General features: G+C 64.5%; 22 protein-coding genes, 1 other RNA gene and 1 pseudogene. 11 read left to right on the top strand and 13 right to left on the bottom strand.

The features are described 5' to 3' along the window. A partial coding sequence (locus tag Q0331_RS01335) for a monovalent cation/H+ antiporter complex subunit F (RefSeq protein ID WP_298074194.1) occupies nucleotides 1–228 on the top strand: 228 nt, incomplete at its 5' end. Further along, nucleotides 229–630, top strand: coding sequence for a Na+/H+ antiporter subunit G (locus tag Q0331_RS01330; protein ID WP_298074192.1), 402 nt, complete (start codon nucleotides 229–231; stop codon nucleotides 628–630). It begins immediately after the preceding gene. A gap of 140 nt (nucleotides 631–770) precedes the next feature. On the opposite strand, the gene Q0331_RS01325 is transcribed toward Q0331_RS01330, so the two are convergent. Together Q0331_RS01325 and Q0331_RS01320 are read right to left on the bottom strand one after the other, a co-directional pair. Further along, the gene (locus tag Q0331_RS01325; protein ID WP_298074190.1) at nucleotides 771–1,196 is read right to left on the bottom strand and encodes an organic hydroperoxide resistance protein; all 426 of its coding nucleotides are present in this window, start codon (nucleotides 1,194–1,196) and stop codon (nucleotides 771–773) included. 95 nt (nucleotides 1,197–1,291) lie between these two features. Beyond that, nucleotides 1,292–2,923, bottom strand: a complete 1,632-nt coding sequence (locus tag Q0331_RS01320; RefSeq protein ID WP_298074188.1) for a catalase — start codon at nucleotides 2,921–2,923, stop codon at nucleotides 1,292–1,294. Nucleotides 2,924–3,004: 81 nt separating this feature from the next. Here Q0331_RS01320 and Q0331_RS01315 point away from each other — a divergent pair, with 81 nt between their 5' ends. Together Q0331_RS01315 and Q0331_RS01310 are read left to right on the top strand one after the other, a co-directional pair. Continuing rightward, the gene (locus Q0331_RS01315; protein WP_298074187.1) at nucleotides 3,005–3,634 is read left to right on the top strand and encodes an RNA polymerase sigma factor; all 630 of its coding nucleotides are present in this window, start codon (nucleotides 3,005–3,007) and stop codon (nucleotides 3,632–3,634) included. A 67-nt stretch (nucleotides 3,635–3,701) separates the two neighbouring features. Beyond that, nucleotides 3,702–4,976 (top strand): ferrochelatase, encoded by a 1,275-nt coding sequence (locus tag Q0331_RS01310; RefSeq protein ID WP_298074185.1) that lies wholly within the window; start codon nucleotides 3,702–3,704, stop codon nucleotides 4,974–4,976. 93 nt (nucleotides 4,977–5,069) lie between these two features. On the opposite strand, the gene Q0331_RS01305 is transcribed toward Q0331_RS01310, so the two are convergent. Then, on the bottom strand, nucleotides 5,070–6,128 hold the full coding sequence (locus Q0331_RS01305) for an aspartate-semialdehyde dehydrogenase (RefSeq protein ID WP_298074183.1): 1,059 nt from the start codon (nucleotides 6,126–6,128) through the stop codon (nucleotides 5,070–5,072). Nucleotides 6,129–6,166: 38 nt separating this feature from the next. After that, the gene (locus tag Q0331_RS01300; RefSeq protein WP_298074180.1) at nucleotides 6,167–7,432 is read right to left on the bottom strand and encodes an aspartate kinase; all 1,266 of its coding nucleotides are present in this window, start codon (nucleotides 7,430–7,432) and stop codon (nucleotides 6,167–6,169) included. Nucleotides 7,433–7,728: 296 nt separating this feature from the next. Here Q0331_RS01300 and Q0331_RS01295 point away from each other — a divergent pair. From Q0331_RS01295 to Q0331_RS01285, 3 genes and pseudogenes are all read left to right on the top strand, one after another. Further along, nucleotides 7,729–8,568 (top strand): annotated as a pseudogene (locus Q0331_RS01295) (DMT family transporter); the annotation flags it as partial. 450 nt (nucleotides 8,569–9,018) lie between these two features. Then, on the top strand, nucleotides 9,019–10,860 hold the full coding sequence (leuA, locus tag Q0331_RS01290; RefSeq protein WP_298074179.1) for a 2-isopropylmalate synthase: 1,842 nt from the start codon (nucleotides 9,019–9,021) through the stop codon (nucleotides 10,858–10,860). Between the two features lie 61 nt (nucleotides 10,861–10,921). Then, nucleotides 10,922–12,796 carry a DNA polymerase III subunit epsilon gene (locus Q0331_RS01285; RefSeq protein ID WP_298074177.1) on the top strand — a complete coding sequence of 625 codons (1,875 nt, stop codon included), beginning with the start codon at nucleotides 10,922–10,924 and terminating at the stop codon, nucleotides 12,794–12,796. A 280-nt stretch (nucleotides 12,797–13,076) separates the two neighbouring features. Here Q0331_RS01285 and Q0331_RS01280 read toward each other — a convergent pair whose 3' ends face one another. Both Q0331_RS01280 and arsB read right to left on the bottom strand, forming a co-directional pair. Further along, complete coding sequence (locus Q0331_RS01280) at nucleotides 13,077–13,496, bottom strand: low molecular weight phosphatase family protein (RefSeq protein ID WP_298074175.1); 420 nt, start codon at nucleotides 13,494–13,496, stop codon at nucleotides 13,077–13,079. A 3-nt stretch (nucleotides 13,497–13,499) separates the two neighbouring features. Then, nucleotides 13,500–14,606 (bottom strand): ACR3 family arsenite efflux transporter, encoded by a 1,107-nt coding sequence (gene arsB / locus Q0331_RS01275; protein ID WP_298074173.1) that lies wholly within the window; start codon nucleotides 14,604–14,606, stop codon nucleotides 13,500–13,502. A 106-nt stretch (nucleotides 14,607–14,712) separates the two neighbouring features. Between arsB and Q0331_RS01270 the strand changes: the two genes are divergently transcribed. From Q0331_RS01270 to Q0331_RS01260, 3 genes are all read left to right on the top strand, one after another. Further along, nucleotides 14,713–15,060, top strand: a complete 348-nt coding sequence (locus Q0331_RS01270; RefSeq protein WP_298074172.1) for a helix-turn-helix transcriptional regulator — start codon at nucleotides 14,713–14,715, stop codon at nucleotides 15,058–15,060. A gap of 66 nt (nucleotides 15,061–15,126) precedes the next feature. After that, nucleotides 15,127–16,464, top strand: a complete 1,338-nt coding sequence (locus tag Q0331_RS01265; protein ID WP_298074169.1) for a MurT ligase domain-containing protein — start codon at nucleotides 15,127–15,129, stop codon at nucleotides 16,462–16,464. Further along, entirely contained in the window at nucleotides 16,465–17,295 is an 831-nt protein-coding gene (locus Q0331_RS01260) for a type 1 glutamine amidotransferase (protein WP_298074166.1), read from the top strand. Here Q0331_RS01260 and Q0331_RS01255 read toward each other — a convergent pair. From Q0331_RS01255 to Q0331_RS01230, 6 genes are all read right to left on the bottom strand, one after another. Continuing rightward, nucleotides 17,292–17,723 (bottom strand): hypothetical protein, encoded by a 432-nt coding sequence (locus tag Q0331_RS01255; protein ID WP_298074164.1) that lies wholly within the window; start codon nucleotides 17,721–17,723, stop codon nucleotides 17,292–17,294. The genes Q0331_RS01260 and Q0331_RS01255 overlap by 4 nt on opposite strands. Before the next feature lie 56 nt (nucleotides 17,724–17,779). Next, the gene (gene recR, locus Q0331_RS01250; RefSeq protein ID WP_298074162.1) at nucleotides 17,780–18,544 is read right to left on the bottom strand and encodes a recombination mediator RecR; all 765 of its coding nucleotides are present in this window, start codon (nucleotides 18,542–18,544) and stop codon (nucleotides 17,780–17,782) included. A 30-nt stretch (nucleotides 18,545–18,574) separates the two neighbouring features. Further along, on the bottom strand, nucleotides 18,575–18,889 hold the full coding sequence (locus Q0331_RS01245; protein WP_005292353.1) for a YbaB/EbfC family nucleoid-associated protein: 315 nt from the start codon (nucleotides 18,887–18,889) through the stop codon (nucleotides 18,575–18,577). 116 nt (nucleotides 18,890–19,005) lie between these two features. After that, on the bottom strand, nucleotides 19,006–21,840 hold the full coding sequence (locus tag Q0331_RS01240; protein WP_298074160.1) for a DNA polymerase III subunit gamma and tau: 2,835 nt from the start codon (nucleotides 21,838–21,840) through the stop codon (nucleotides 19,006–19,008). A 43-nt stretch (nucleotides 21,841–21,883) separates the two neighbouring features. Then, nucleotides 21,884–22,471, bottom strand: coding sequence for a suppressor of fused domain protein (locus Q0331_RS01235; RefSeq protein ID WP_367274946.1), 588 nt, complete (start codon nucleotides 22,469–22,471; stop codon nucleotides 21,884–21,886). 132 nt (nucleotides 22,472–22,603) lie between these two features. Then, entirely contained in the window at nucleotides 22,604–23,887 is a 1,284-nt protein-coding gene (locus Q0331_RS01230) for an aminotransferase class I/II-fold pyridoxal phosphate-dependent enzyme (RefSeq protein ID WP_298074157.1), read from the bottom strand. Nucleotides 23,888–24,150: 263 nt separating this feature from the next. Between Q0331_RS01230 and Q0331_RS01225 the strand changes: the two genes are divergently transcribed. Beyond that, entirely contained in the window at nucleotides 24,151–25,194 is a 1,044-nt protein-coding gene (locus tag Q0331_RS01225) for a magnesium and cobalt transport protein CorA (protein ID WP_298074156.1), read from the top strand. Between the two features lie 11 nt (nucleotides 25,195–25,205). On the opposite strand, the gene ffs is transcribed toward Q0331_RS01225, so the two are convergent. Beyond that, nucleotides 25,206–25,300: signal recognition particle sRNA small type (gene ffs, locus Q0331_RS01220), an RNA gene on the bottom strand. Between the last annotated feature and the right edge of the window lie 224 nt (nucleotides 25,301–25,524).

The following is a 25,524-nucleotide window of genomic DNA, read 5'->3' as shown; positions in this document are numbered from 1 at the left end:
GTTGTTGTCGCGCTGTTTACGGTGCTGTGGCGCGCTGTTTCTACGCATAATGACGCCCGCCGCGCCGTCCTTTCCGACATGGTGTTTATGGCGATGGCCGGCCTGTTTTTGTGTTATTCGATCTTCCACCGCACGGCGATCACCTATGAGGTCGCACTGTTCGCCGGCCTGTTCGGCGCGCTGTCGACGATCGCTTATGCCCGCATCATTTCTCGAGGGAGGCGCTAAATGTCCACAACAATCCTCGCCGCCGCCGGCGAAATGGTCGAGTTCAGCGAGCCGGGTTGGCTCGGCGCGATTACCGCGGGTGTGCTCGCCATTCTCGGGGCGCTTTTCATCTTTGTTTCTGCCCGCGCGATGTACCTTGCTCCGGACGCCATCAGTCAGGTCAACATGGTCGGTCCAGCTGTCGGCGTGGGGCTTCCCCTGCTGATCAGCGCCAACCTGGTTTACTCCTGGTCGACGGAAGGGTTTGTGCTGGGCGAGTTGATCCGCGCGATCGTCGCCATCACTGCGCTGCTGGTGATCGGCGCCGTCGGTTCATACGTGATGGGCCGCGCGCTGCATGCGACGCACTGGGACCACACCGTGCCGCTGTCCGGTGGTCAGAAGGCGAAAGAGCCCAAGTAGCGCCAATAGGAAACGAGTCCGCCCCCACTTCCTTGGTGGGGGCGGACTCGTTTCTGCTCCTGCGGCGCTGGCTGCTGGGCACCCGGAGCCAGTTACTAGGCGCGAGCGCAGACCGTCAGCTACTGACCGCTGCAGCGGAACTAGCCGACGACGGCCTCGGCCTCAACGTCGATCTCGCCGCGCATGGCCTTGGAGTAGGGGCAGAATGCGTGAGCATCTGCAACCAGCTCGTCGGCCTTGTCCTGATCCACGCCGAAGACGGTGGCAGTGATCTTCGCGGACAGGCGGAAGCCTTCCGGAACCTTGTTCAGGGTGGTCTCGACGGTGACCTCCGGGGACTGGGTCATTTCTACGCCAGCCTCCTTGATGGTCTTCTGCAGGGCGCCATTGAAGCAGGCGGCCCAGCCTGCGGAGACCAGCTGCTCCGGGTTCGTGCCCTCGCCGGAGCCACCCAGTGCCTTCGGCGGGCGAACGTCCAGGTCGATCTGGCGGTCGTCGGTGGCTACGTGGCCGTCACGGCCGCCGCCGGTAGAAAGTGCCTTTGCTGTGTACAGTGCCTCGCTCATGAGTGAACCAATCCTTTCGCCAAAACTGTCTGTTTGATTCGTTGCGGCGCCCAGCCTACGTGAACCGGCGGGCGCCGTGCTGCGGCCAGTGGAGTCTATTTGTCGGTGAAGATTTCCTTCACCCGATCGCGCAGGTTCTCGTCGACCTTGCCCCAGTAGGTCCAGCACTGCTCGGCCACCTGGTCAGACACACCGTCCATCGCGCCTGCGATGTTGTTTGCCAGGCGCTCCCGGGCGGCGTCATCCAGAACCTCGCGCACCAGCTGGCCTGCCTGGATGAAGTCATCGTCCTCCGGGTGGCGGACGTATGCCCCGCGGGTCAGGTCGGTGCCGTGCAGATCGTCGTACAGGCCCAGCTCCTCCGCGGCAGTCACGGCGGATTCCTGGCCACGGCCGAAGCCGTACTGGGACTCACCGGCGGCCACGCCCTGCTCGACGGCACCGGAGCCGTCGTTGACGTCGTTTGCGCCCTCGCCGCGCTCGAAGCGGTTCGGGGAGTACACCGGAGTGCCGGCCGGCGGGAACTCCTGGTTACCCGCGCCATCCTTGGCCGTGTAGTAGTTCTTCTCTGCCACGACGGAACGGTTGGAAGGCAGCTGGTGGAAGTTCACGCCCAGGCGGTAACGCTGCGTGTCGGCGTAGGCGAAGGCGCGGGCCAACAGCATCTTGTCCGGGGACAGCCCAATGCCCGGCACCAGGTTCGACGGCGCGAAGGCAGCCTGCTCGATCTGGGCGAAGAAGTTCTGCGGGTTCTCGTTCAGCGTGAAGTGGCCGACCGGAATCAGCGGGTAATCCTTCTGCGACCAGGTCTTCGTCAGGTCAAACGGGTTCCAGCGGTAATCCTCCGCCTCGGCGACAGGCATGATCTGCACCTTCACATCCCACGTCGGGTAATCGCCACGCTCGATGGCGTCATAAAGATCCTGACGGGAGGAATCGAAGTTGCCCGAAGCAATGACCTTAGCGGCCTCGTCTTCGGTGTAGAAGTCCCAGCCCTGGCGGGTCTTGAAGTGGTACTTCACCCAGAAACGCTCGCCGGCGGCGTTGATCCACTGGTAGGTGTGGGAGCCGAAGCCATCCATATGGCGGAAGTCCGTCGGGATGCCACGGTCGCCCATCAGGTAGGTCACCTGGTGTGCGGTCTCCGGGGAGCGGGTCCAGAAATCCCACTGCATGTCCGCGGAGCGCAGGCCGGAATCCGCCAGGCGCTTCTGGGAACGGATGAAGTCCGGGAACTTGATGCCATCGCGCAGGAAGAACACCGGGGTGTTATTACCCACGATGTCGTAGTTGCCCTGCTGGGTGTAGAACTTCAGCGAGAATCCGCGCACGTCGCGCACCGCATCGGGGAAGCCCTGCTCGCCCGCGACGGTGGAGAAGCGGGCCAGCATCGGGGTCACACGCCCCGGCTGGAACAGGTCCGCCTTGGTGTACTTGGAAACGTCCTCGGTGATGGTCAACTCACCGAAGGCACCGGAGCCCTTGGCGTGCACGTTGCGCTCCGGGATGCGCTCGCGGTTGAAGTGCGCGTGCTTTTCCACCAGGTGCACGTCGGAAAGCAGCAGCGGACCCTGCTGGCCCACGGTCGCGGAGTGCTCCTCGGTGCTGACCGGGGAACCATTCACGTTCGTCGAGGCCCCGGAGTAGGGGCACACGCCGCGGGAGGCGACGTCCTTGGCCGTGGTGATTGGGTCGTTATTGGTGCCGTCATTATTCGTAGCAGTCATGGGTACCTCCAGATACCTAATAGCTTTGGCTATGCATTCCACCTTGCCAGAATCTCCACACCCGCGTGTTAGGCTTTGTCCATGACCAGCCAGGCAACCAGCAGTCAGGCGCACGATGCCGCCGTGACCGACCTCGCCCTGCGCGCCGCCAGCGGCGACCGCCAGGCGTTGACAGAATTCATTTCCGCCACGCACGACGACGTGTGGCGCCTGCTGGCTCACCTGGCCGATACCGACCGTGCGGACGACCTCACGCAGGAGACCTACCTGCGTGTTTTGAGCGCCCTGCCGCGATTCGCCGCCCGCTCCACGGCCCGCACCTGGATCCTCTCCCTCGCCCGCCGCGTGTGGGTCGATAGCGTACGCCACGATATGGCCCGCCCCCGCAGTTCCGCCACGGAGATTGAGGACGCCACCAGCGCCACCCCCGCCGCCGAAACCACTGGCGGGCAAAGCTGGGCGGAGTGGGTGGACACTCGCGCCCTCATCAACCAGCTGGAGGCGGAACGCCGCGAGGCTCTGATCCTCACGCAGGTGCTGGGCTACACCTACGCCGAGGCCGCGAAGATCGCTAACGTCCGCGTGGGCACGATCCGCTCCCGCGTTGCCCGCGCCCGCGCCGACTTGGTTGAGATGGCTGGCGAGGGACGAGGTGGCGTCACAAAGAAAGAAAAGAAAGAGAAGAACAAGCGCCGCTTCGGCGTAGCCTAACCCGAGTACAGCCACGCGCCACGGCTCGTTTAAGGAACCACAGGGCCAACGGGCTAGGCTAGTTCACATGAGCACGAGTGCTAAAACCCCCGCTATCGCCCCCAATTCCGCCCTCCTGCTGTTGTCTTTCGGCGGCCCGGAGAAGGCCGAGGACGTGGTGCCTTTCCTGGAGAACGTCACGCGCGGCCGCGGCATCCCCCGCAAGCGTTTGGAGAAGGTCGGCGAACACTACTTTGCGCTCGGCGGCCGCTCCCCCATCAACGACCAGAACAAGCAGCTGATCCGCAACATCGAAGCTGAGCTGGCCCGGCGCGACATCGACCTGCCCGTGTATTTCGGCAACCGCAACTGGGAGCCCTACGTCGAGAATGCGCTGCAGCAGATGTCCCGCGACGGCATCCGCCATGTGTACGTCTTCGCCACCAGCGCGTGGGGCGGTTACTCGGGTTGCTCGCAGTATCAGGAGGATCTGCGCCGCGCCATCGCCGCGTGCGAAGAGGCTGGCCTGGAACCGCCGAAGGTGGAGCGCCTGCCACAGTTCCACCGCCACCCGACGTTCATCGCGGAGTTCGCCCGAGCCGTGGATGCGGCCCGCGAGCAGCTGCGTGCCGAGCATGGCGAGGACGTGGCCGCGCAGGCAGACCTGGTTTTCACCGCGCATTCGGTGCCGACGGTGGCGGATAAGGCGGCGGGCCCGCACAAGTTCGGCGGGAATCTGTACTCCCAGCAGGTGCTGGATGCCTCGCGTTTGATCCAGCAGGCCAGTAGCTTCGCTAACACCCCTGGTAGTGGTGCGGAGTACGGATGGACTGGCCGGCTTTCCCGCCACGAAAACGTCGGCGGCCGCGGGGATGGGCCTGCGCACACTGGTGAGACGGTAGAGGTTGATGTTGGTGTCGACACCGATCTGGACGTTGAGCTGGTGTGGCAGTCGCGCTCTGGTTCGCCGCACGTGCCGTGGCTGGAGCCGGATGTGTGCGACCACATCGAGGCGCGCGCGGAGGCCGGCAACACCCGCGCGATTGTGCTGTGCCCGGTTGGCTTCATCACCGACCACATGGAGGTCAAGTGGGATCTGGATACGGAGGCCCGCGATGCCGCCGCGGAGGCGGGCATCCCGTTCGTGCGCGTTGCCACCCCGGGTTTGACCGCCGGTTTCGCGGGGATGGTGGTTGATCTTGTTGTTGGTGGTGACGCCCCCAGCGCCAACCTCTCTGAAGATCAGCAGGCCGCGCGCGAGCTGGCGGCGAAGGTGGTCGGCGAGCTGGCAACAGTTCCGGACTTCGGCCGCACATTCAACGGCAAGCCATGTGCGCCGGGGTGCTGCGGTAGCGAGGCCTAGCGGCCGGGCGCGCTGCCTGGCGGCCCGGCCGGTCTCGCAGGGCTAGGCACCGCGCCCGCCGTTTGGCTCGGGCGCTGCTGTAGCGGCGCCGTGTTAGACCAGCAGCTCCGCGATCTGGATGGTGTTCAGCGCGGCGCCCTTGCGCAGGTTATCGCCGGCGACAACCAGCACCAAGCCGCGGTTTCCATCGACGGTCTGATCCTGGCGGATGCGGCCGACCAGGCTCTCGTCGATGCCCGTGGCGGCCAGCGGGGTGGGTACGTCCACGACCTTCACGCCCGGGGTTTCGGCCAGCAACTGGCGGGCGGTCTCCGGGGTGATGTCGCGGTCGAATTCCGCGTGGATGGTCATGGTGTGGCCGGTGAAGACAGGCACGCGCACGCAGGTACCGGCAACGCGCAGCTCGGGGATTCCCAAGATCTTGCGGGATTCGTTGCGCAGCTTCTGCTCCTCGTCGGTCTCCTCCGAGCCGTCGTCGACCAGGTTGCCAGCCAGCGGCAGGGCGTTGAAGGCGATGGGCTCCACGTAGGGACCCAGGTCTTCGGCCTTGAGGGCGGAGCCGTTGTGCACCAGCTGGCGGAGACCCTCTTCGTCGATGGTGCTCTCAGTGGCGACCAGGTTGTCCAGCACCTGGCGCACCAGCGCGTCCACGCCGGCCAGCCCGGAGCCGGAAACGGCCTGGTAGGAGCTGACGTGCATCTGCTTCAGGCCTGCCGCCTTGTGCAGCGCACCCATGACAGGCATGGCGGCCATGGTGGTGCAGTTCGGGTTGGCGATGATGCCCTTGGGCGGGTTCTTGACGTCCTGCGGGTTCACCTCGGAGACGACCAGTGGGACTTCCGGGTCCTTGCGGAAGGCCGAGGAGTTATCCACGACGATGGCGCCGGCTTCGGCGAAGCGCGGGGAGTGTTCGCGGGAGGTTCCGCCGCCTGCGGAAAACAGGGCGATGTCGATGCCGCGCAGATCCTCGGTGGCGGTGGCGGCAACATCCTCGATGACGATCTGCTCGCCGCGGAATTCCAGCTCCTTACCCGCAGAGCGGGAGGAGGCGAAGAATCGTACCTTGTCCGCCGGGAAGTTCCGCTCGACGAGGATGTCGCGCATAACGCGACCGACTTGGCCGGTGGCTCCGACGACAGCGATGGTGGTCATTCGGGGATCTACCTCTTCTATCTGCTTAGGCTGCTGTTTTAGCGTCCCGTCCCAGCGTACACGGTGGCTTCCTTGTCGCCGCCCAGCTGGAAGCGTTCGTGGATGGCGCGCACAGCCTTGTCCACGTCGGTATCGCGGATCAGCACGGAGATGCGGATCTCGGAGGTGCTGATCAGCTCGATGTTCACACCCGCGTCGCGCAGAGCCTCGCAGAAGTCGGCGGTCACGCCGGGGTGGGACTTCATGCCAGCGCCGACCAGGGAAACCTTGCCCACGTGGTCGTCGAAGATGACTTCCTGCCAGTCGTTCTGCTCCTTGATGCTCTTCAGCAGCTGCATCGCGCGGGTGGCGTCCGTGCGCGGGCAGGTGAAGGTGATGTCCGTGCGGTTGTTGTCGATCTTGCTGATGTTCTGCACGACCATGTCAATGTTGATCTCGGCATCAGCGATGGCGCGGAAAACCTTCGCTGCTTCCCCGGGGGAGTCCGGGATGCCGAGGACGGCGATCTTGGCCTCGGAGCGGTCGTGTGCCACGCCGGTGAGTACTGCTTCTTCCATGGGAATATCCTCCATTGATCCAGAGACGAGGGTGCCGATGTCGGTGCTATACGAGGAGCGGACGCGCAGGGGCACGTCGAATGCGCGGGCGTATTCCACGCTGCGCAGCATCAGCACCTTCGCGCCGACGGCTGCCATCTCCAGCATTTCTTCGAAAGAGATCGTGTCGAGCTTCTGGGCGTCCGGCACGATGCGCGGGTCCGCGGTGTACACGCCGTCGACGTCGGAGTAGATCTCGCACACGTCGGCATTGAGCGCCGCGGCCAGGGCGACTGCGGTGGCATCGGAGCCGCCGCGGCCGAGGGTGGTCACGTCGCGCGTCTCGCGGTTCACACCTTGGAAGCCGGCGACGAGGCAGATCTTGCCTTCGTCCAGGGCTTCCCGCACGCGGCCGGGAGTGACGTCCACGATGCGCGCATTGCCGTGCCGCTCGGTGGTCAGCACGCCTGCCTGCGAGCCGGTGAAGGATTGCGCCTCGGCACCGAAGGAGGCGATGGCCATGGCGACCAGCGCGTTGGAGATTCGCTCGCCAGCGGTCAGCAGCATGTCCATCTCGCGTGCGGGCGGCACGGGGTTGACCTGCTCGGCGAGTTCCAGCAGGTCGTCGGTGGTGTCTCCCATTGCGGAGCAGACGACGACCACGTCGTTGCCCTGCTTTTTGGTTTCCACGATTCGCTCGGCTACGCGCCGGATCCTCTCCGCGCTTTCCAGCGAGGAGCCGCCGTATTTCTGAACGATGAGCGCCACTGGTTGTTGCCACCTTCCGGGTCTAGTCTTAGTCAGACTTTAGACTACTTGGTCTGCCGAGGTGGGGGTAGGGTTCGGGGAACTCTTTTTTCTTTCTGACGCCCACACCCCCTTACGCCACATGCGTCACATACGTAACACGCGCGTCGCGGACTAATGCCCGGCGCAACCTCCGGCATCCGATAAAGTACCCAAAGTACGAAGCACGCGAATTCGGTGCGTTAGCGTAAGCGCACCCACTCGGCGCAACACAGTGCGACCGGCCAAGAAGACAATAAAGAGGTGAAGGGGCAACAATGCTCGAAAACAACGCTCTCGCAGTTGTTTTCGCGCTAGGGTCCGCGCTCACCATCGCCTGGGGGACGGTGGTACGCCACCGCATCGCCGTCGCCTCCGGCGAGAACCGCAGCGGCGCCATCTGGGATGCCATCAAGCAGCCCATGTGGTGGGTCGGCGTGGCCAGCGCCCTGTTTGGGTACCTCCTGCAGATCGTGGCGCTGGCGTTCGGAACGCTGCTGGTGGTGCAGCCGATTCTCGTACTCTCCCTAATGTTCACACTGCCACTGTCGGCGAAATACGACGGGCGACGAATATCGGCGTCCGAAACAGCATGGGCGGGGCTTCTGACGGTGGCAGTGGCCATCCTCGTTGTGCGCGGTAAACCCGCCGCCGGCCACCGCGAACCGGACCTGGCCGTGTGGCTGGTCTGCCTGAGTATCGGCGCGGTGATCCTGCTGGCTTTCTTTGTGTATGCGCTGGAGCAGGCGGCGGCGCTGCGCGCGCTGGTGCTGGGGTCTATCACCGGCGCGATCATGGGATATGTCGCCGTACTTTCGAAGGCCGTGGTGGACGTTTTCAGCGATGCTGGAATGACCGCACTGCTAGCTTCGTGGGAGCTATGGACGCTGATCGTCTTCGCGGCCATAGGCACGGCGGTGCAGCAGGCCTCGTTTAACGCCGGACCGCTGAAGGACTCCCTACCGGCGATGACGGTGGTGGAGCCGCTAGTGGCGTTCGTGCTGGGCTACATCGTGCTGGGCGAAAAGTTCCAGATCGAAGGGTGGGAGTACGCCTACATGGCGGCTGCCATTGCGGTCATGACAGTCTCGACGGTGATTCTGAGCCGTAAGTCGATTGACGGGGATGAAGGCGCCGCGGAGGGCGCCGGTTCAACCGCGGGCACAGACACTCCCACCGGCTCAACCTCGGAGACGGGCGCCAACACGAACTCAGGAACGGACGCTGGAACTACAGAAGCGGAGACGACGGCGTCATAAAGAAAGAACCACAAAGAAAAACCGCAACAAGTACCCCACATTGAGGGACAGATTTCCCACAATGTGGGATTTAGCGCGTTTTTGGGCGGTTTTGGGGACTCTCCCTGTGACGCACCTAATACTCGGGCTATAGTGGTGACTATGACTACGCCAGCGCGCAACCTGCTTCTGCGACGCGGCGGGGCTCAAAGGTTCTAAGAGATTTGAGTTTACAGCTCAACGACCGACCGGCACCCCGTCGCGGAATTTGGCGTTGCCGGTCGGGAATAACAACCAAGAACAAACAATTCTTTTCAGGAGCCCCCACCCATGTCTAACGACACTTTCATCTCCGCGCCCGCCCGCATCAACACCCCGAACGGCGAGATCCCCGAAGGCCAGCCCGCCTGGAACAAGCAGCGCAACTCCTCCATGCCGCACGCGCGCTACCAGCCGTTCTTCGAAGAGGTAGAGAAAATTACCCTGCCGGACCGCACCTGGCCGGACAAGGTCATCGACCGCGCGCCGCAATGGTGCGCCGTGGATCTGCGCGACGGCAACCAGGCTCTGATTGACCCGATGAGCCCCGAGCGCAAGCGCCGCATGTTCGAACTGCTGGTGGACATGGGCTACAAGGAGATCGAGGTCGGCTTCCCGTCTGCCTCCCAAACCGACTTCAACTTCGTCCGCGAGATCATCGAGAACAACATGATCCCCGACGACGTCACCATCCAGGTGCTGGTCCAGGCGCGCGAGCACCTGATCCGCCGCACCTTCGAAGCCTGCGAGGGCGCGAAGAACGTCATCGTCCACTTCTACAACTCCACCTCGAAGCTGCAGCGCAAGGTCGTATTCCGCAAGGACAAGGAGGCCATCAAGAAGCTGGCCACCGACGCAGCCGAGCTGATCAAGACCATCGCCAAGGACTACCCGGACACGAACTGGCGCTGGGAGTACTCCCCCGAATCCTTCACCGGCACCGAGGTCGCCTACGCCAAGGAAGTCTGCGACGCAGTCGTCGAGGTTATGGACCCAACGCCGGAGAACCCGATCATCCTGAACCTGCCCTCGACAGTCGAGATGATCACCCCGAACGTGTACGCGGACTCCATCGAGTGGATGCACCGAAACCTGAACCGCCGCGACTCCATCATTCTGTCGCTGCACCCGCACAACGACCGCGGCACCGGCGTGGCCGCCGCCGAGCTGGGCTACATGGCCGGCGCCGACCGCATCGAGGGCTGCCTGTTCGGCAACGGCGAGCGCACCGGCAACGTCTGCCTGGTCACCCTGGGGCTGAACATGCTGACCCAGGGCGTGGACCCGCAGATCGACTTCTCCGACATCGACCAGGTCCGCCGCACCGTTGAGTACTGCAACCAGCTGCGCGTGCCGGAGCGCCACCCCTACGGCGGCGACCTGGTGTTCACCGCATTCTCCGGCTCCCACCAGGATGCGATCAACAAGGGCCTGGATGCCATCGCGGAGAAGATCGACCCGGACGCCACCGCCGAGGAAGTCTCCCAGGAGGCCATGGTCGAGAAGACCTGGGAGGTCCCCTACCTGCCGATCGACCCGAAGGACGTTGGCCGTTCCTACGAGGCCGTGATCCGCGTGAACTCCCAGTCCGGCAAGGGCGGCGTGGCCTACATCATGAAGACCGACCACAACCTGCAGCTGCCGCGCCCAATGCAGGTGGAGTTCTCCTCCGTCGTGCAGGCCGTCACCGATGCCGAGGGCGGCGAGGTGAATCCGAAGGCCATGTGGGACATCTTCTCCGGCGAGTACCTGGACCGCGTCGCCCCGATCGAGACCATCTCCCTGACCGTCGACGGCGGCCAGAACGAGGGCGAAGAGGCCAAGGTCACCGGCCAGATCGAGTTCAACGGCGAGGGTAAGACGGTACAGGGCCGCGGCAACGGTCCGATCAATGCGTACTGCAACGCGCTGGAAGAGCTGGGCTACGACGTGGAGGTGCAGGAGTACAGCCAGCACGCCCGCACCTCGGGCGATGACGCTGAGGCCGCCGCCTACGTCCTGGCTGAGATCAACGGCGCGAAGTACTGGGGAGTGGGCATCGCCAGCTCCATTACCTACGCTTCGCTGAAGGCCATCACTTCCGCGGTGAACCGTTCGCAGGATGCCGCCGCTGGGGTTTCCCAGGGAGTCTAGGGTCCCGGAACCACGCAGCCTGCCAGCGGGGCGCGGTTCCCCGCTGGGTAGTATGTAGTCCATGAACGAGAACGATCACTCGGCCGCCCCCTGCCCCGAGCACGGCGGCTCAGGGCACTCCGGCGCGCGCCGTCCAAGGCGCCCGCGCCGCAGGGTGACTCGCCCTGCAGGTTCTCTCGCTGTTTCTTTTTCTGACGGTAGTTCTTCGGACGCCCACTCCTCCGCCCACAACCATTCCCCCGCAGGAACCGAAGGGCGCTCCGAGCTGGCGGCCGAGGAGCACTCCGAGCCGGTAGCGGGAGAGCACTCCAGCGAGGACAACGGCCACTCGAGCCCCCGCGAGGAGCTCGAGTCCGCTCTGCACGACCTCCCCTCCAAGGAGGAGGCCCCCTTTGCGGCCGTGAGTATTTCCACCTCCGGCATTCACCCGAAAACCTCCCGGCTGGTGGCGCTTTCCGTGGTCTTCTTCGGCCCCGGCGCGGACGCTTCCTCCGCTGTCTCCAGCTCGGGCGTTCCAGGCGCGGAAGCCCGCGCCGACGTTAAAAACGCCGACGAACTGCCGACCATCAACATCGGCTCAGAAGTCGGCGCGCTGACCCGCCACCTCAACCCCGGCGAAGACGCCGGCCCCTGGCACCTCCACGGCTACCAGGTCAACGAGCTCTCCCAGGCGCTGGGCTTCAACTCCAGCGCGCAGCTGATCCACCAGGCCTTGGACGGGCGCACGCTCATCATGCATGAGTCCGACTACGTGTGGGGCTTCATCACCCACGAGTTCAAACTGTCGCAGCGCTCAGCGAACCGCGGCCGTCGCAGCCGCGGCCGCGGTCGCGGTGGTCGGCGCCAGCCAATCCCCGCACCGGTCTCCATCATCGACACACTCGCCACCGCACGCCGCCAGGCCATCGACTCCACCGACCCCCGCCTGCGCGCCATCGTCACCAGCTACAACCGCGCCGCCGACGCTGCCGCCACCGCCGACTCCACCACTACAGCTCCCACTCCAAGCTCCACCGCCGACCCCGGCTCCACCACCGACCCCTCTACCAGCGCAAACGCTCCCACAAATGCCGGGCGATCCGCCGTGCTTGCCCCTGCGGCAGCGCTGCCAGAGGTGGGCGCGGTGGCGTCACTAAGTAAAAAAGACATCGACCCCGACGAGCTCCTCGAGGCGAACGCGCGCCTCACCGCCGCCCTCGCCCTCGCGCAGCAGCGCAACGGCGAGCTGACCGTGCTGGATCCTGAGGACCTCGCGGCCGATCAATTTGGGCTGCGGCGTAGTGGCCTACGTATTGACGCCGCCAACTCTCCCCGCCCATACGTAAACCCCGGGGCGTGGAAGCGCGGGGAGCCGCTCGTTGAGGGTATGGAGTTTGTGGTCAGCCCGGATGTGGCGATCGACCCGGACGTGCTGATCGGCCAGGGTGTTGCCGCGGGGCTGGCGTATAGCGAGAAGCTGAATCGTCGCAGCTCGCTGGTGGTGTGCAACGAAAACTACGAGCTGCGGGGCAAGGCGATGCACGCCGACCGGAAGAACATTCCCCTGATCCGGGACGAGGACTTCCTGGCTCTGCTGGATAACGTGCAGCCCGGCGAAAAGGAGGACGTTCCGGCGAAGCCTGGTGCGGACGCGCGCCCGCGGACCAGCGGGCTGGCCGGGCCGCGTGGCGGCTCGGGGTCTGGCGGACACGGCTCTAGCGGCTATGGCTCTGGCGGGTCTGGCTCCAGCGGGCGTGGCTCTGGCTCGGGCAAATCCGGCAAGTCTAAGAAGTCGAACAAGAACGGTGGCTCCAACCCTTCCGGCCACAAGGGCAATGCAAACTCCGGCGGCCACGAGGGGAAAATCCCGGGGCCCAGCGGCAAGCGAAATCGTCGGAGGCGTCGGCGCCGCAAGAGTTCCGGAGGTTCCGGGGGCTCCACCAACGGCGGAAACTAGCCCGGCGTACCTCGCCCCCTCCTTCGAAGGCGCCGGAGCTGGGAGGCAGCTAGAGCGTCAATGTCCAAAATCTACGAGTTATCAAAAGTAGCTCATCTGCAGCCAAAAAACGCAACCGTCTGACCTGCAGGAATAGATTAGTTATATTTTAAGACGTGGAATTTTGGACATCTCCCCTAATAGCCAGCAGACTGGCCGGCGTTTGCTAGCCAGCAGGCGGCCCAGTGGTGACTAGCCAGCAGGCAGGTCGGTGCCGGTTAGTCACCCAGGTCGATGCCGGTTAGTCGCCCTTCAGCTCGGTGATAAGTGCGCGCACGCGGGCGTCAATGTCATCACGCACCAGGCGCATGCGCTCCATGCCCTCAATACCGCGCCCGGAGGGCTCGTCGGTAACCCACCGCTCGAGGGTTCCCTGCGCGTCGGCGGGTAGCTCCAGCTGGGCGTCCTTGCCGAGAATGACCACCCGGTCAGCCTCCCGCAGCAACTGCGGATCTACAGCCTTGGGGCGGCCGTCGGACATGTCCGCACCGACCTCGCTGATGGATTCCACCGACTCCGTGTTGAGCTTGGTCGCCGGTTTGGTGCCAGCGGAATGAATCTCGATGGCCTCGCCAGCATGCTTGTCCGCCAAGGCAGCCGCCATTTGTGACTTGCCGCCGTTGCCTACGCAGACGAAAAGTACCTTGGGTTTATTGCTCATGGTTTAATCCTTCCCCATCGAAACGGAACGTGCTGGACTGCTGTGCCGCACGGGCAGTGTCGGGTCGCCAGCGAAGAGCTTCGGCCCCACCCACAGCATGACGTAGACCAGCCCGACTAGTACCGGAATCTCGATCAGCGGGCCGACCGTTCCAGCCAGTGCCTGCGCAGAGGTCGCACCAAAAGTACCGATAGACACGGCGATGGCAAGCTCGAAATTGTTGCCCGCAGCGGTAAAAGACACAGAAGCAGACTGGGCGTAGTTCAACCCCGCAGCCTTGGACACAGCCAGCGCCAGGGCAAACATTCCAGCGAAGTAGGCCACCAACGGAACCGCCGTCCGAGCCACCGCCCACGGGTTGTCCGTAATCTGCTCTCCCTGCAGCGCAAACAGAAGCACGATCGTATAAAGCAGACCAATCAGCGCGAGGGGAGAAATCGCGGGCAGGAACTTTTCCTCGTACCATTGCTGCCCCTTCAACCTCTCCCCGAGCACGCGGGAAGCCAAGCCAGCCGCCAACGGAATACCCAGGAAAACCAGGACAGATACCACGATCGACCAGAAGGAAAAGTCTGCCGAGGTTGTAGGAAGCCCCAGCCAGCCGGGGAGAATCTGCAGATAAAACCAGCCCAGCACTCCAAACATGAGCACTTGGAAAACAGAGTTGACCGCCACCAGGACGGCGGTCAACTCCCTATCCCCGCAGGACAGCTCCGACCACACCAGAACCATCGCGATGCATCGGGCCAGGCCGACGATGATCAGCCCGGTGCGCAGCTCAGGCTCGTCAGGCAAACATACCCAGGCCAGGATGAACATCAACGCTGGTCCAACGACCCAGTTGAGGGCAAGGGAAACCGCCATCAGGCGCTTATCCGCCGCAATCTGCCGGGTTTTGTCGTAGCGAACCTTCGCCAGCGGCGGATACATCATGACCAGCAGGCCGAGCGCGATCGGAAGCGAGATCCCTCCCACCTCCAGCTCCCCGAGCTTCGCTCCGATTTCTGGCACCACCCGATTAACGAGCAGCCCAGCAACCATCGCGAGGATAATCCACACGGGCAGGAACCTATCCAAAAAGGACATCTGCGGGCGCTGTGAAGCTGTCATGCAACCTTCCTTAGACATTGACACACGTCGATATAAAACCAAATGACATATTGATGTATGTCAATATAAATGGCATATTGATATCTGTCAATATAAGATGCTCCGTATGGCTACCCCGCAGATTGTTCCGCTCGCAGACCTCTCCGCATGCTGCTCCTTGAGCAAAGGACCGCTATCGGATCCTGAGGCCGCCCGTTATGCCACCTTGTTCAAGGTCCTATCCGACCCCGCCCGCTTGCAAATACTCTCCCACCTGGCAGCCAAAGGCTGCGAACCAATCAGCGTAAACCAGCTAACAGACATCACGGGACTAAGCCAGCCCACGGTCTCACATCACCTAAAGCGGCTTACCGATGCAGGTCTGCTCCGCAAAGCCCGAACAGGTCGCACTGTCACACACCTAGTAAAGCCCGAACTCTTCGCTGAACTTCGCGCTGTTCTCCAAATGGATTAACGCTCGCCATCTCCGGCGCGCCAGCCTCCAAATTCCAGCACGCCCCTGCGAGTACACTTAGTCCCCATGAATAAATCAGATCGAACCGGCGCACGTCGCTCCGGGCTGCAGCGGTTCCGCAGCTCCGTTGCGATTCGCATGGCGCAGCTGGCTACGTGGGCGTCAAGAAAGGCAGGGCGAGGGGCCGGCGGCATGATCGGCGGCCTGGTCGGCGGGGCCATCGACCCGCAACTGATGGCTAGCCTCGGCGCCGGCAAGGATGGCAAGAAGCGCCCAACGGTGCTGGTCACAGGCACAAACGGCAAGTCCACAACCACCCGCATGCTGGCCGGCGCCGTCCGCACAGCCGCGACCGTCTGCACTAACGAGGGTGGCGACAACATGGACGCGGGCGTGATCAGCGCGCTGCTGGCCGGCCGCGACGCTGACACAGTCGTGCTGGAAGTCGATGAGCTGCACGTCCCCAAAATCGCCGAGAAACTCGACGCGGACGTGCTGGTACTGCTGAACCTCTCGCGCGACCAGCTAGACCGCGTGGGTGAAATCAACAAGATCGAGCGCACCCTCCGCGCGTGCATAGAGGCCCGCCCCGACATGCAGATCATCGCGAACTGCGACGATGTCTCCGTAACCTCCGCCGCCTGGGACTCCCCGAATGTCCAATGGGTCAGTGCCGGCTTCGGCTGGGCGGGCGATTCCACCAGCTGCCCGCGCACCGAAGGCGCGATCATCCACCGCACTGGCGAAGACGGCGTGGTGGACTGGTACGCCGCAAAAAAGCTCCCCGATGGCCGGGAATTCCGCAGGCCACAGCCCGATTGGCGCATCACGGACGACGGTCTGATCGACCGCGAAGGCAACCTGCACCCGATGAACCTAACCCTGCCGGGCAACGCGAACCGTGGCAATGCTACCCAGGCCGTCGCCGCCGCCGTGGCTTTGAGCGAGCTGCTCCCCCGCCGCATCTCCACCAAGCAGGCCATCGCCGCCGCGGAGAAGGTGGATAACGTCGCGGGCCGCTACTCCGTGGTGCATTTCGGCAACCACGAGGTACGCCTGATGCTGGCGAAGAATCCTGCCGGCTGGCAGGAGGCCCTGTCGATGGTGGACCGCACCGCCGATAGCCTCGTGATCAGCGTCAATGGGCAGGTAGCCGACGGCCAGGACCTCTCGTGGCTGTGGGATGTGCGCTTCGAGAACTTCGAGGGCGTACACGTCGTGGCCGCGGGCGAACGCGGCACAGATCTGGCGGTCCGCCTCGGATACGCAGCCGTCGAGCACAATCTGATTAAGGACACGGTCGAGGCGATCCGTTCCTGCCCGCCCGGCCGCGTGGAGGTTCTGGCGAACTACACGGCGTTCCGTGACTTGAAGCGGGTGCTGGACAAGGAAGGGGAAGCGTAAATGACCGCAGAGCTAAACATTGGCCTGATCCTGCCCGACGTGCTGGGCACGTACGGCGACGACGGCAACGCCCTAGTGCTGCGCCAGCGCGCCCGCATGCGTGGCCTGTCGGCGGAGATCCACACGATCCACCTGGGCGAGCCCGTCCCGGAGTCCCTGGATGTTTACACCGTCGGCGGCGGCGAGGATACCGCGCAGGTTCTGGCTGCGGAACACCTGATCAACGACGGCGGCATTGCCCGCGCGGTCGCCGCTGGCCGCCCGGTTCTGGCTATTTGCGCAGGTCTGCAGGTGTTTGGCCGGTCCTTCACCAGCCACGGTCGCACGATTGAGGGTTTGGGGCTTATTGACGCCACCACGTCCCAACTCGCCGAACGCATGATCGGCGAGATCGCCTCCACCCCGGCGGCCTCCGCCGTGACGAGCGGAGCTACGGCAGCTCAGGCTGGCGCTGGCGGCGCAGGCACGGCAGGCCTGACCGAGCCGCTGACGGGATTCGCTAACCACATGGGTGCCACCATCCTGGGCGCGGATGCGGAACCGCTGGGCCGCCTGACCCGCGGCACGGGCAACACCGATAGCCACGGCGCAGAAGCCGCTGGGCTTTCCGGAGAGGATGCCCTCCGGCAGACGCGCGCCGAAGGCGCCGTGCAGGGCTCCGTGGTGGCGACGTACATGCACGGCCCCGTGCTGGCCAGGAATCCGCAGTTAGCGGACTGGTTGTTGGCCCGCGCGATGGGGGTTGCACTCACCGAGCTGCCCGAGTTCCAGGGTGAGCTGGCGAAGCAGTTGGAGCGCGAGGTGGCGTCGCTAAGAAAGGAACGCCTCTAAGCGCCGAGCTTGGCCACGCTAAGGATCATCGGCAGCTGAAGGGGGACCCGCGCGAAGGCGATGGCGCGCGCAGGCTGCGGTTTGGCACGCCAGTCCCAGGCCATCTTGATGTTGCCAGGGAGCACGCCGACTAGGAAGAGTGCGGCGGCGGGGGCGATTGTACTGCGCAGCGCGCCGCGCCATTCGGGCTTCAGGCTACATGCCGCGATGCTGGTGGCCAGGGCGATTTCCATGGCTCCGGAGCCGAGCGTCCAGGCGCGCGGGGTGCCGGGGAGTTCCTCCGGAACGATTCTGTCGAAGCCCTCCGGCTTAACAAAGTGCAGCACGCCTGCGGTTCCGAAGACGGTTCCCCATACGGCGGAGCGAATTCCGGCTGCACGGGAAAGGTGGTGCGGACGGAGGGCGTTGCGCAAAGGGTTTTTACTCATGGGCGCCACTGTAGTCCCGCCGTTATAGTCCCGTCGTGCTCCAGCGGCTACAGAAACTACAGCGCGGTGCGTCCCGCAAACGCGCGGGACAGGGTGAGCTCGTCGACGAACTCCAGGTCCCCGCCCATCGGAATGCCCGAGGCCAGGCGCGTGACTGTCAGCCCGGGAAAGTCGCGCAGCAGGCGGCCGAGGTAGGAGGCCGTCGCCTCGCCCTCCGTGTTCGGGTCGGTGGCGATGATGACTTCGGTGATCTCGGGGGCTTCGTCGTACTCGACGTCCGGCTGGACGTCGAGCTCGACGGCGGACGTTTCGGCGTTGCCCGTTTCAGCTGCGTCCGCGCCGCTGGGTTCGCCACCGGCGGGCGTGTCGGCGTCGCCAAGAGAAGCCCCGCCGTCCTTCGCGCCGAGTGCGACGTCCGGCAGCGCCCCGCCGATGCGCTGCACCAGGGGCGTGACGTTCAGTTCCTTCGGCCCGATGCCATTCAGCGGGTCGAGTGCTCCGCCGAGCACGTGGTAGCGCCCGCGGTATTCCGCGGTGCGTTCGATCACCTGGATGTCTTTGGACTCCTCGACCACGCAGATGATGCTTTTGTCACGGTTGGAGTCCGCGCAGATCCGGCACACATCTTCTTGGGAGATGTTGTGGCAGATGCGGCAGAACGTCACGCCGCGTTGCAGGCGGCCGAGTGCGCTTTGGAAGCGTTCGATGTCCTCCGGCTCTTCGTTAAGCAGGTGCAGCGCGATGCGTTGCGCGCTTTTCGGCCCGATGCCGGGCAGCCGGGAGAATTCGTCGATGACGTCCTGTAGTGGTCCTTCGAACAACTAGGTCTCGCTTTGGAGTTCTTAGAAGGCTTAGAAGCCCAGGCCGCTCATGCCCTGGGACAGCGGGCCCATCTTCTCCTCGGCGAGGGTCTGCAGCTTCTGGTTTGCGTCCTTAAAAGCGCCGAGCAGCAGGTCCTTCAGGGTGTCGATGTCTTCGGGGTCAACGATCTTCGGGTCGATCTCCATGTCGGTGACCTCGCCGGAACCTGCGACGGAGATGGTGACCAGGCCGTTGCCTGCCTCGCCCTTGACGGTGGAAGCGGCGATCTCGCGCTGTGCTTCCTGCAGCTGCGCCTGCATCTGCTGGGCCTGCTGCATCAGCTGGTTCATGTCTGGCTGGCTCATTTTGTTTACCTTTCGTCGAGGTTTCTCGTGCTTGGTTTTGTTCTTCCACAACTGTACCGCTCGGCTTGGACAGGCGTGTTAGGCGCCTTCGCGTGTGCGGATGGTTGTGTTCACGCTTAGCGAACTCTCTCTGCGCCGAGGCTCTTTTCAATCAGTTCACCTGCGATTTCCAGCGGCGTGCGGTGGTCGCGCTCGCCGGGTGCGCGCTCGAGGTCGGCGAGTAGTTCGTCGCGTTCTTTTTGTTCTTTACTTTGTGACGCCCCCTCGCCCCCAGCAGCGCCCACCCCAGCGTGGGGCTGGCGGTTCGCGGCCCGGGACGGGGGTTCTTGCGTCCGCGCGGGCGGTCCAAATGACGCAGGTGATGCGGAGGCTCCCGACGGCGCAGAAGATCCTGGGGAGCCGGACGGGCCGGAGGAATCAGACGGATCAGAGGGGTCCGAGGGTTCGGGCGGCAGCGGCGCGTCGGCTGCCGGGTTGGCGGCTGCTGGATCGACGGCAGCGTTAGCGGCCGCGCTACCGTCCCAGGTATCGACGGGGGCGTCTCCGTAGGCATCGACTGGCGGCTCATCAGGCAGGGGGACGCCGTTGAAGCCGTTTTCCATGTTGTATTTCTTGCGGGCCTTGGCTCGTTCGGCGCGGGCGCGCCAGCCGGAGTTCGGGTCTTCCTGCGCGGCGGTTGCTTCACCCGAATTGGCTGCAGTTCCGGCTCCCTTGCCTGCCGCTCCCCGGCTGCCAGTAGCGGCGCCCGCTGCATCCGCTCCAGCTATGCCCGCTGTGCCTGCGTTTCGGTGGGAGTGCGAGGCCTTGCGCATCGCTTCTTCCATCGCGCGGGCGCGCTCCAGGGCGCTGGAGGCGGCGCTGCGGGAGGCTGCTACGTCCATCGGGGTTTCCGCTGGCACAGGGTTCACCGGTGTGGAGGCTGGCGTTTGTCCCTCACCGGCGGAGGGCTGTGCCGCCGCCGGTTCAGATTTTCCCGGCTCATCGCCTCCTGCGGCTCCGGAGGCTTCAGCGGCATCGGCAGTCCCGGCGACACCGGCAGTTCCGGCGGCATCGGCGCCGACAACTTCGTCGCCGACGTAGACGACAATTCGCGCAGGGCTTCCCGTGACACTCTGGATAGCCTGCGAATAAACCTCCGCGTTCTTCGGCCCACTGACTAGCCGTGCCAGTGAACCGGTGTGGTGGTCAACGTGGATCTCGCCCGGAGTGGGCTGGGACGCGCGCGGTGCGGCGCCTCGGAGGGCGATCCAAGCACTAAGGTCCAGCTCGTGGACGGCATCCATGATCCGCGCCCAGGAGTCCGAATCAATTGTGACGGCCGCTTCCGCCGAAGCCTCCGAGCTTGCACTATCGGCTGGCGTGGGCTCTTCCGTTGCAGCGGCAGACTCCGCAGCGCTGGCCTGGCGGTGGCGCTGCATGATGTCGCGCGCCCGGCGCGCCTCGGCAATGGCCGGGGACTCCTGCGTGGTTTGCTGTGCTGACTCCTGCTCCGTCCCCTGCGACATCTCAGCCGGTGTCGCGGGGACTGCCTTCTGTGTAGCCTCCTGCGGCGTCTCTGGCGAGGTCTCTGGTGCTCGAGAAGTCTCCGTTGCCTCGGGGGACTCGGCGGGCTGAGCCGGGGACTGCTCCGCTGCGTCCTGCGCAGCCTTCCTTCGGCGAGCGAACATTTCCGCCCGGCTGCCGCGCACGCCCGTGCCAGTACCTGTCCCAGCACTCGAACCAGCTCCAGCTCCTGCGCCCGTGCCCGCGCTCGCGCCACTACGGTCCGCGCCGCCACCAGCAACGCTACCGCCAGTCCCGCCATGCCCCTTCTCCAGGGCCTCCACGCGCTGAGCCAGCGCCTCCACCGTCATGCCAGCAGCGGGCAGCGCCATGCGCGCGCACAGAATCTCCAGCAACAGCCGCGGAGCCGTAGCGCCGCGCATCTGCGCCAGCCCCTCGTTCACCAGGGATGCGCAGCGGGTCAGCGTCGCCTGCCCCATCTTCTCCGCCTGCTCGCGCAGTACGTCACGAGACTCCTCCGGCGCGTTTACCAGCCCGCGTTCGAAAGCATCCGGCACGGCCTGCACCACCAGCAGATCACGGAAACGGTCGAGCAGGTCCTCGCTGAAGCGGCGTGGATCATATCCGGCATCAATAACCTCGTCGACCACGGCAAACAGGGCGGCAGAATCGTGCTCCGCCAGCGCATCCACAGCACGGTCGATGAGGGTGGAATCCGTCACGCCCAGCAGAGCTAGCGCGCGGTTGTACGTCACGCCCTCCGGCCCTGCACCGGCCAGCAGCTGGTCCATAATCGACAGCGAGTCACGCGGCGAACCGCCACCCGCGCGGATGACCAGCGGATACACCGCATCCTCCACCGGCACGCCTTCGCCGGACACCACCGATTCCAGCAGCCCGCGCATATCCGGCGGCGCCAGCAGGCGGAACGGGTAGTTGTGGGTTCGGGAGCGAATCGTCTGCAGCAACTTCTCCGGCTCCGTCGTGGCGAAGATGAAGATCAGGTGCTCCGGCGGCTCCTCCACGATCTTCAGCAGAGCGTTGAAACCCGCCGTGGAGATCATGTGCGCCTCGTCAATAATGAACACCCGGTAGCGAGATTCCGCAGGCGCGTAGAAGGCGCGTTCGCGCAGCTCGCGCATGTCGTCCACGCCGTTGTGCGTGGCGGCGTCCAGCTCCGTCACATCCAGGTTCCCCGGCCCGCCGGGCGCCAGCGACACGCAGGATTCGCACTTTCCACAGGGCGTGGACGTCGGCCCTTCCACGCAGTTCAGCGAGCGGGCCAAGATGCGCGCCGACGACGTCTTACCGCAGCCGCGCGGCCCGGAAAACAGGTATGCGTGGTTGATCCGCCCGCTATCCAGCGCCACCGACAACGGCTCGGTCACGTGGGATTGCCCCACGACCTCGGCAAACGTCGCCGGACGATATTTCCTATAAAGTGCCACGAACCTACCCTACATTCCGCCTAAGACGACCCGTTGCGGTCGCCTAGCGCCATATGTCGTTGATATTGACGCCCTCACGCACCAACCGCTCCTGCACCGCGGCCACACCGGCCGTCTGCGCGAGCTCAAGCTCCTCGTCCGTCAGCATCACCAGCTGCGCGACGATGGTCAGCCGCCCCGGGTGGGTGAACTCCACGTCGGTCTCGCCTTCCTTCGAGTGGCGGCCCGCACCGCCGGAGGTGACCTCGTGGACGTGCGGTACACCTTCGTCCCACACGTAGGGAACCACCAGCAGGCCGTTGCGGGCGGTGATCTTCCGCTCCGAATCTGCATCCATTTGCTGCACCACGTTCGGCAGCATGGTGCCGGGCTGCGGCGGCCAGTGGCCGGGGTCCTGGGAGATCATCGTCGCGGCGTGGGCCAGCAGGTCGGCGGCGGTATCGTCGTGCCCGCTAACGACGGTCAGCAGTTCCACGCGCAGGTCGGAGCCGTCTTCGGTCTCCAGGCCGGTTTCCATACGTCCGGCGTCGATGGTCATTGCAACCGTCTCGGCCAGCACGGGTTCTTCGCCGCCCTCCTGGGGTGTGCCGTTCTGGGGCGAGGGGGCGTCACCAAGAAACACCTCGGCCACAGCGAACTCGGGGAAGGAATCGGCGACCTTGCGGCGTGCGACGGTCGGCTCGTCGGGGAGTAGCCCCTGGACCCAGACCAGTGTTTCGTCGGTGTTGATGGTGGCCTCCTGCTTACTGTCTGACGGTGTGGGTTAGCGCTGGCCCGCGTCGTGCTCGACCATCTCGATCGCGGCGTAGAGCACGCAGGTGGCGAAGCCGTCCATGGCGACCTCCAGCTGCTCGATCGTCGGCATGGAAGGCGCCAGGCGCAGGTTGCGGTCGTTCGGATCCTGCTTCAGCGGGTAGGTCGAGCCCGCGGCGGTCAGGGCCACGCCGGCCTTCTTCGCCAGCTCCACCACGCGGGCAGCAGTGCCATCCAGCAGGTTCACGGAGATGAAGTAGCCGCCCTCCGGGACGGTCCACTCGGCAACGTTGAGGTCGCCCAGGCGGCGCTGCAGGATCTCCACCACGCGGGTGAACTTCGGCCCCAGGGAACCCGCGTGCTTGCGCATGAGGTCGCGCACGCCCTCGGCATCCTTCAGGTACTGCAGGTGAGCCAACTGGTTGACCTTGTTCGGGCCAATGCCGCGCACGTTGGCGATCTTCTTGTACCACTCCAGGTTCTCCGTGGAAGAAGCGAAGAAGGCCAGGCCAGCGCCCGCGAAAGTGATCTTGGAGGTAGAGGACATCGCCCAGAAGCGGTTCGGGTTGCCCGCCTTCTCGGCGACGTCCAGGATGTTGATGATCTCCGGGAACTCGTCGGTCAGGGTGTGGACGGCGTAGGCGTTATCCCACACAATGCGGAAGTCCGGCGCGCCGGTTTCCATGGCAGCCAGGGCCTCGGCGGTCTGCTGCGAGTAGGTCACGCCCGTCGGGTTGGCGAACATCGGCACGGCCCACATGCCCTTCACGGCCGGGTCCTTCGCCAGCTCGCGCACCTGATCCATGTCCGGGCCTTCGTCCGTCATGTCGACGGTCAGCATCTCGAAGCCGAACAGTTCGGTGATGGAGTGGTGGCGGTCGTAGCCCGGCACGGGGCAGATCCACTTCAGCTTCTCCTCCGCCGACCAGGGGCGCTCGGAATCGTTGGTGCCGAAAGTGTAGGCCCAGCTGATCAGGTCGAACATGATGTTCAGGCTGGAAGCGTCCCCGGCGATGACGTTATCCACCGGCAGGCCCAGGACGTCCGCCCACAGCTGGCGGATCTCCGTCAGGCCAACCCCGCCGCCGTAGTTGCGCACATCCACTCCGGAGGGCGAGGTGAAGTTCTCGCCCGGAAGGCTCAGCAGATCCACCGAGAAATCCAGCTGCTCTGCCGAAGGCTTACCGCGCGTGAGGTCCAGGTTGAGCCCCTTGGAGTGCAGCTCTTCGTAGGCCTGGCGGACGTCCTCCTTCATACTGAGGAGGAGCTCTGCGTTTACGTTTTCGATCTTCATGTAAATTCTCTCCCGCTTATGGCGTGCTGGGGTTTACCCTCGGTATGGCTTACCTTTGCCAGTCTAACGGACTTGCCGGACACCGCCCCCGCCAGAGCGTGCCCCGGCGCCGCCCGGCGCCACAGCCCCGGCGAAACTCAGCGCCTGCGGGGCTACCTTGCGGGCGATAGGATATCGACGGGCTAAGGTGCATAGAGTTTGCATAGAGTTACCGTGCGTCAGTTCTCGCCGGATGTAGTTGAAATAGTTGGAAAGGATCCACTATGGCAAAAACCGAACCCAACCGAGTCCGGGTCCCCGTTGAACGCGCCATCCGCGAGTGCCGCCTTTACGTCGAGGGCAAGCAGACCCCCGGCCAGGCGAACTATGCCACCGCGCTGAAAGAGATCGAGGATCTAGCCACCCCCAGCAGGGGCAGCTTTGTGCTGGTCACCCTAGAGGAACCCTCGGAAGAGCAGATGCTGAAGGTGGCGAAATGCTACGACGTCGACGAGCTCATCGTCGAGGATGCCGTGACCGCCCACCAGCGCGCCAAGCTGGAGCGCTACGAGAACCAGCTGTTCACGGTCGTCCGCTCCGTGCAGTACGCGGGCAATAAGGACCTCATCGACCGGCGTGACCTCATCCAAACCGGCGAGGTGCAGATGGTCATCAGCCAGAAGTTCATCATCGTGATTGCCCACGATACGGAACTGCCCGACCCGGAAGCCCGCCTGCACCAGGCGCCCGAGCTGCGCAGCGCAGGTCCGATGGCCATCGCGTGGGCCATCACGGACTACCTGGTCGACGAGTACACCCGCATCTCCGAGGCGCTGGAAGACCGCGTGGACAACTTGGAGGAGGAGGTCTTCACCCTCCGTGCCGAGACGAACATTGAGAATATCTACACCCTGAAGCGCGAGATCCTGGAGATGCGCCACGCCATCGGCCCCCTGATTCCGGCGCTGCGCGCTTTGATCGAAAACCACAAGGATCTGACAACCAAGCACGTCAGGGCTTTCTTCCGCGATGTCTTGGACCACGCCATGCTGGCCAAGGACAAGATCGACTCTTTCGACGAGCGCCTGAGCTCCCTCATCCAGGCCAGCTCGGCGATCATTTCGCTGCGTCAGAACCAGGACATGCGCACGATCTCGTCCATCATCGGAATGGCCGCGCCGCCGACGATGATCGCGGGCGTGTACGGCATGAACTTCGACAACATGCCGGAGTTGCACTGGGAGTATGGCTATTACTACTGCCTACTGTTGAACCTTGCGGTGATCCTGCTGATGTGGTGGTGGTTTAAGCGCAAGAACTGGCTGTAGCGCGAGCATAAAAAAGGGGACCCCGCGCACCCGTCAGAGCTCGTTGACCCTTGCTGCATTCCTGCCCTGGGGGAGTTCACAAGATACACGCCGCGCGGAATCCGTTGCCCATACTAGCCCACGCGCGCTCGTTGTTCCAAAGGCTCGTTCGTTCTTTCTTATTGACGCCCACTTTCCAACCCCTAGCACCGGATTTGGAATCTAAAGGCAGCGTTGTGTACCCTTTCATGAGTACGTCGAAGCCACGGCTTTTCCGTGTGTTTTGCCGTTCGACATGGAGGATTCGACTAGCGGCCTATGTCACACGCCTGGAACGCGTGCGGGAGTCAC

Origin of the sequence: uncultured Corynebacterium sp., assembly GCF_937999985.1 — a bacterium.
GTDB lineage: Bacteria > Actinomycetota > Actinomycetes > Mycobacteriales > Mycobacteriaceae > Corynebacterium.
The sequence above is the reverse complement of the archived record's forward strand: the minus strand, read 5'-3'. Positions and strand labels throughout refer to the sequence as shown.

Bases quoted from the DNA above. Each gene is read 5' to 3' on its own strand.
- Q0331_RS01330 (WP_298074192.1), top strand. From the start codon at position 229: ATGTCCACAACAATCCTCGCCGCCGCCGGCGAAATGGTCGAGTTCAGC.
- Q0331_RS01325 (WP_298074190.1), bottom strand. From the start codon at position 1,196: ATGAGCGAGGCACTGTACACAGCAAAGGCACTTTCTACCGGCGGCGGC.
- Q0331_RS01320 (WP_298074188.1), bottom strand. From the start codon at position 2,923: ATGACTGCTACGAATAATGACGGCACCAATAACGACCCAATCACCACG.
- Q0331_RS01315 (WP_298074187.1), top strand. From the start codon at position 3,005: ATGACCAGCCAGGCAACCAGCAGTCAGGCGCACGATGCCGCCGTGACC.
- Q0331_RS01310 (WP_298074185.1), top strand. From the start codon at position 3,702: ATGAGCACGAGTGCTAAAACCCCCGCTATCGCCCCCAATTCCGCCCTC.
- Q0331_RS01305 (WP_298074183.1), bottom strand. From the start codon at position 6,128: ATGACCACCATCGCTGTCGTCGGAGCCACCGGCCAAGTCGGTCGCGTT.
- leuA (WP_298074179.1), top strand. From the start codon at position 9,019: ATGTCTAACGACACTTTCATCTCCGCGCCCGCCCGCATCAACACCCCG.
- Q0331_RS01285 (WP_298074177.1), top strand. From the start codon at position 10,922: ATGAACGAGAACGATCACTCGGCCGCCCCCTGCCCCGAGCACGGCGGC.
- Q0331_RS01280 (WP_298074175.1), bottom strand. From the start codon at position 13,496: ATGAGCAATAAACCCAAGGTACTTTTCGTCTGCGTAGGCAACGGCGGC.
- arsB (WP_298074173.1), bottom strand. From the start codon at position 14,606: ATGACAGCTTCACAGCGCCCGCAGATGTCCTTTTTGGATAGGTTCCTG.
- Q0331_RS01270 (WP_298074172.1), top strand. From the start codon at position 14,713: ATGGCTACCCCGCAGATTGTTCCGCTCGCAGACCTCTCCGCATGCTGC.
- Q0331_RS01265 (WP_298074169.1), top strand. From the start codon at position 15,127: ATGAATAAATCAGATCGAACCGGCGCACGTCGCTCCGGGCTGCAGCGG.
- Q0331_RS01260 (WP_298074166.1), top strand. From the start codon at position 16,465: ATGACCGCAGAGCTAAACATTGGCCTGATCCTGCCCGACGTGCTGGGC.
- Q0331_RS01255 (WP_298074164.1), bottom strand. From the start codon at position 17,723: ATGAGTAAAAACCCTTTGCGCAACGCCCTCCGTCCGCACCACCTTTCC.
- Q0331_RS01245 (WP_005292353.1), bottom strand. From the start codon at position 18,889: ATGAGCCAGCCAGACATGAACCAGCTGATGCAGCAGGCCCAGCAGATG.
- Q0331_RS01230 (WP_298074157.1), bottom strand. From the start codon at position 23,887: ATGAAGATCGAAAACGTAAACGCAGAGCTCCTCCTCAGTATGAAGGAG.
- Q0331_RS01225 (WP_298074156.1), top strand. From the start codon at position 24,151: ATGGCAAAAACCGAACCCAACCGAGTCCGGGTCCCCGTTGAACGCGCC.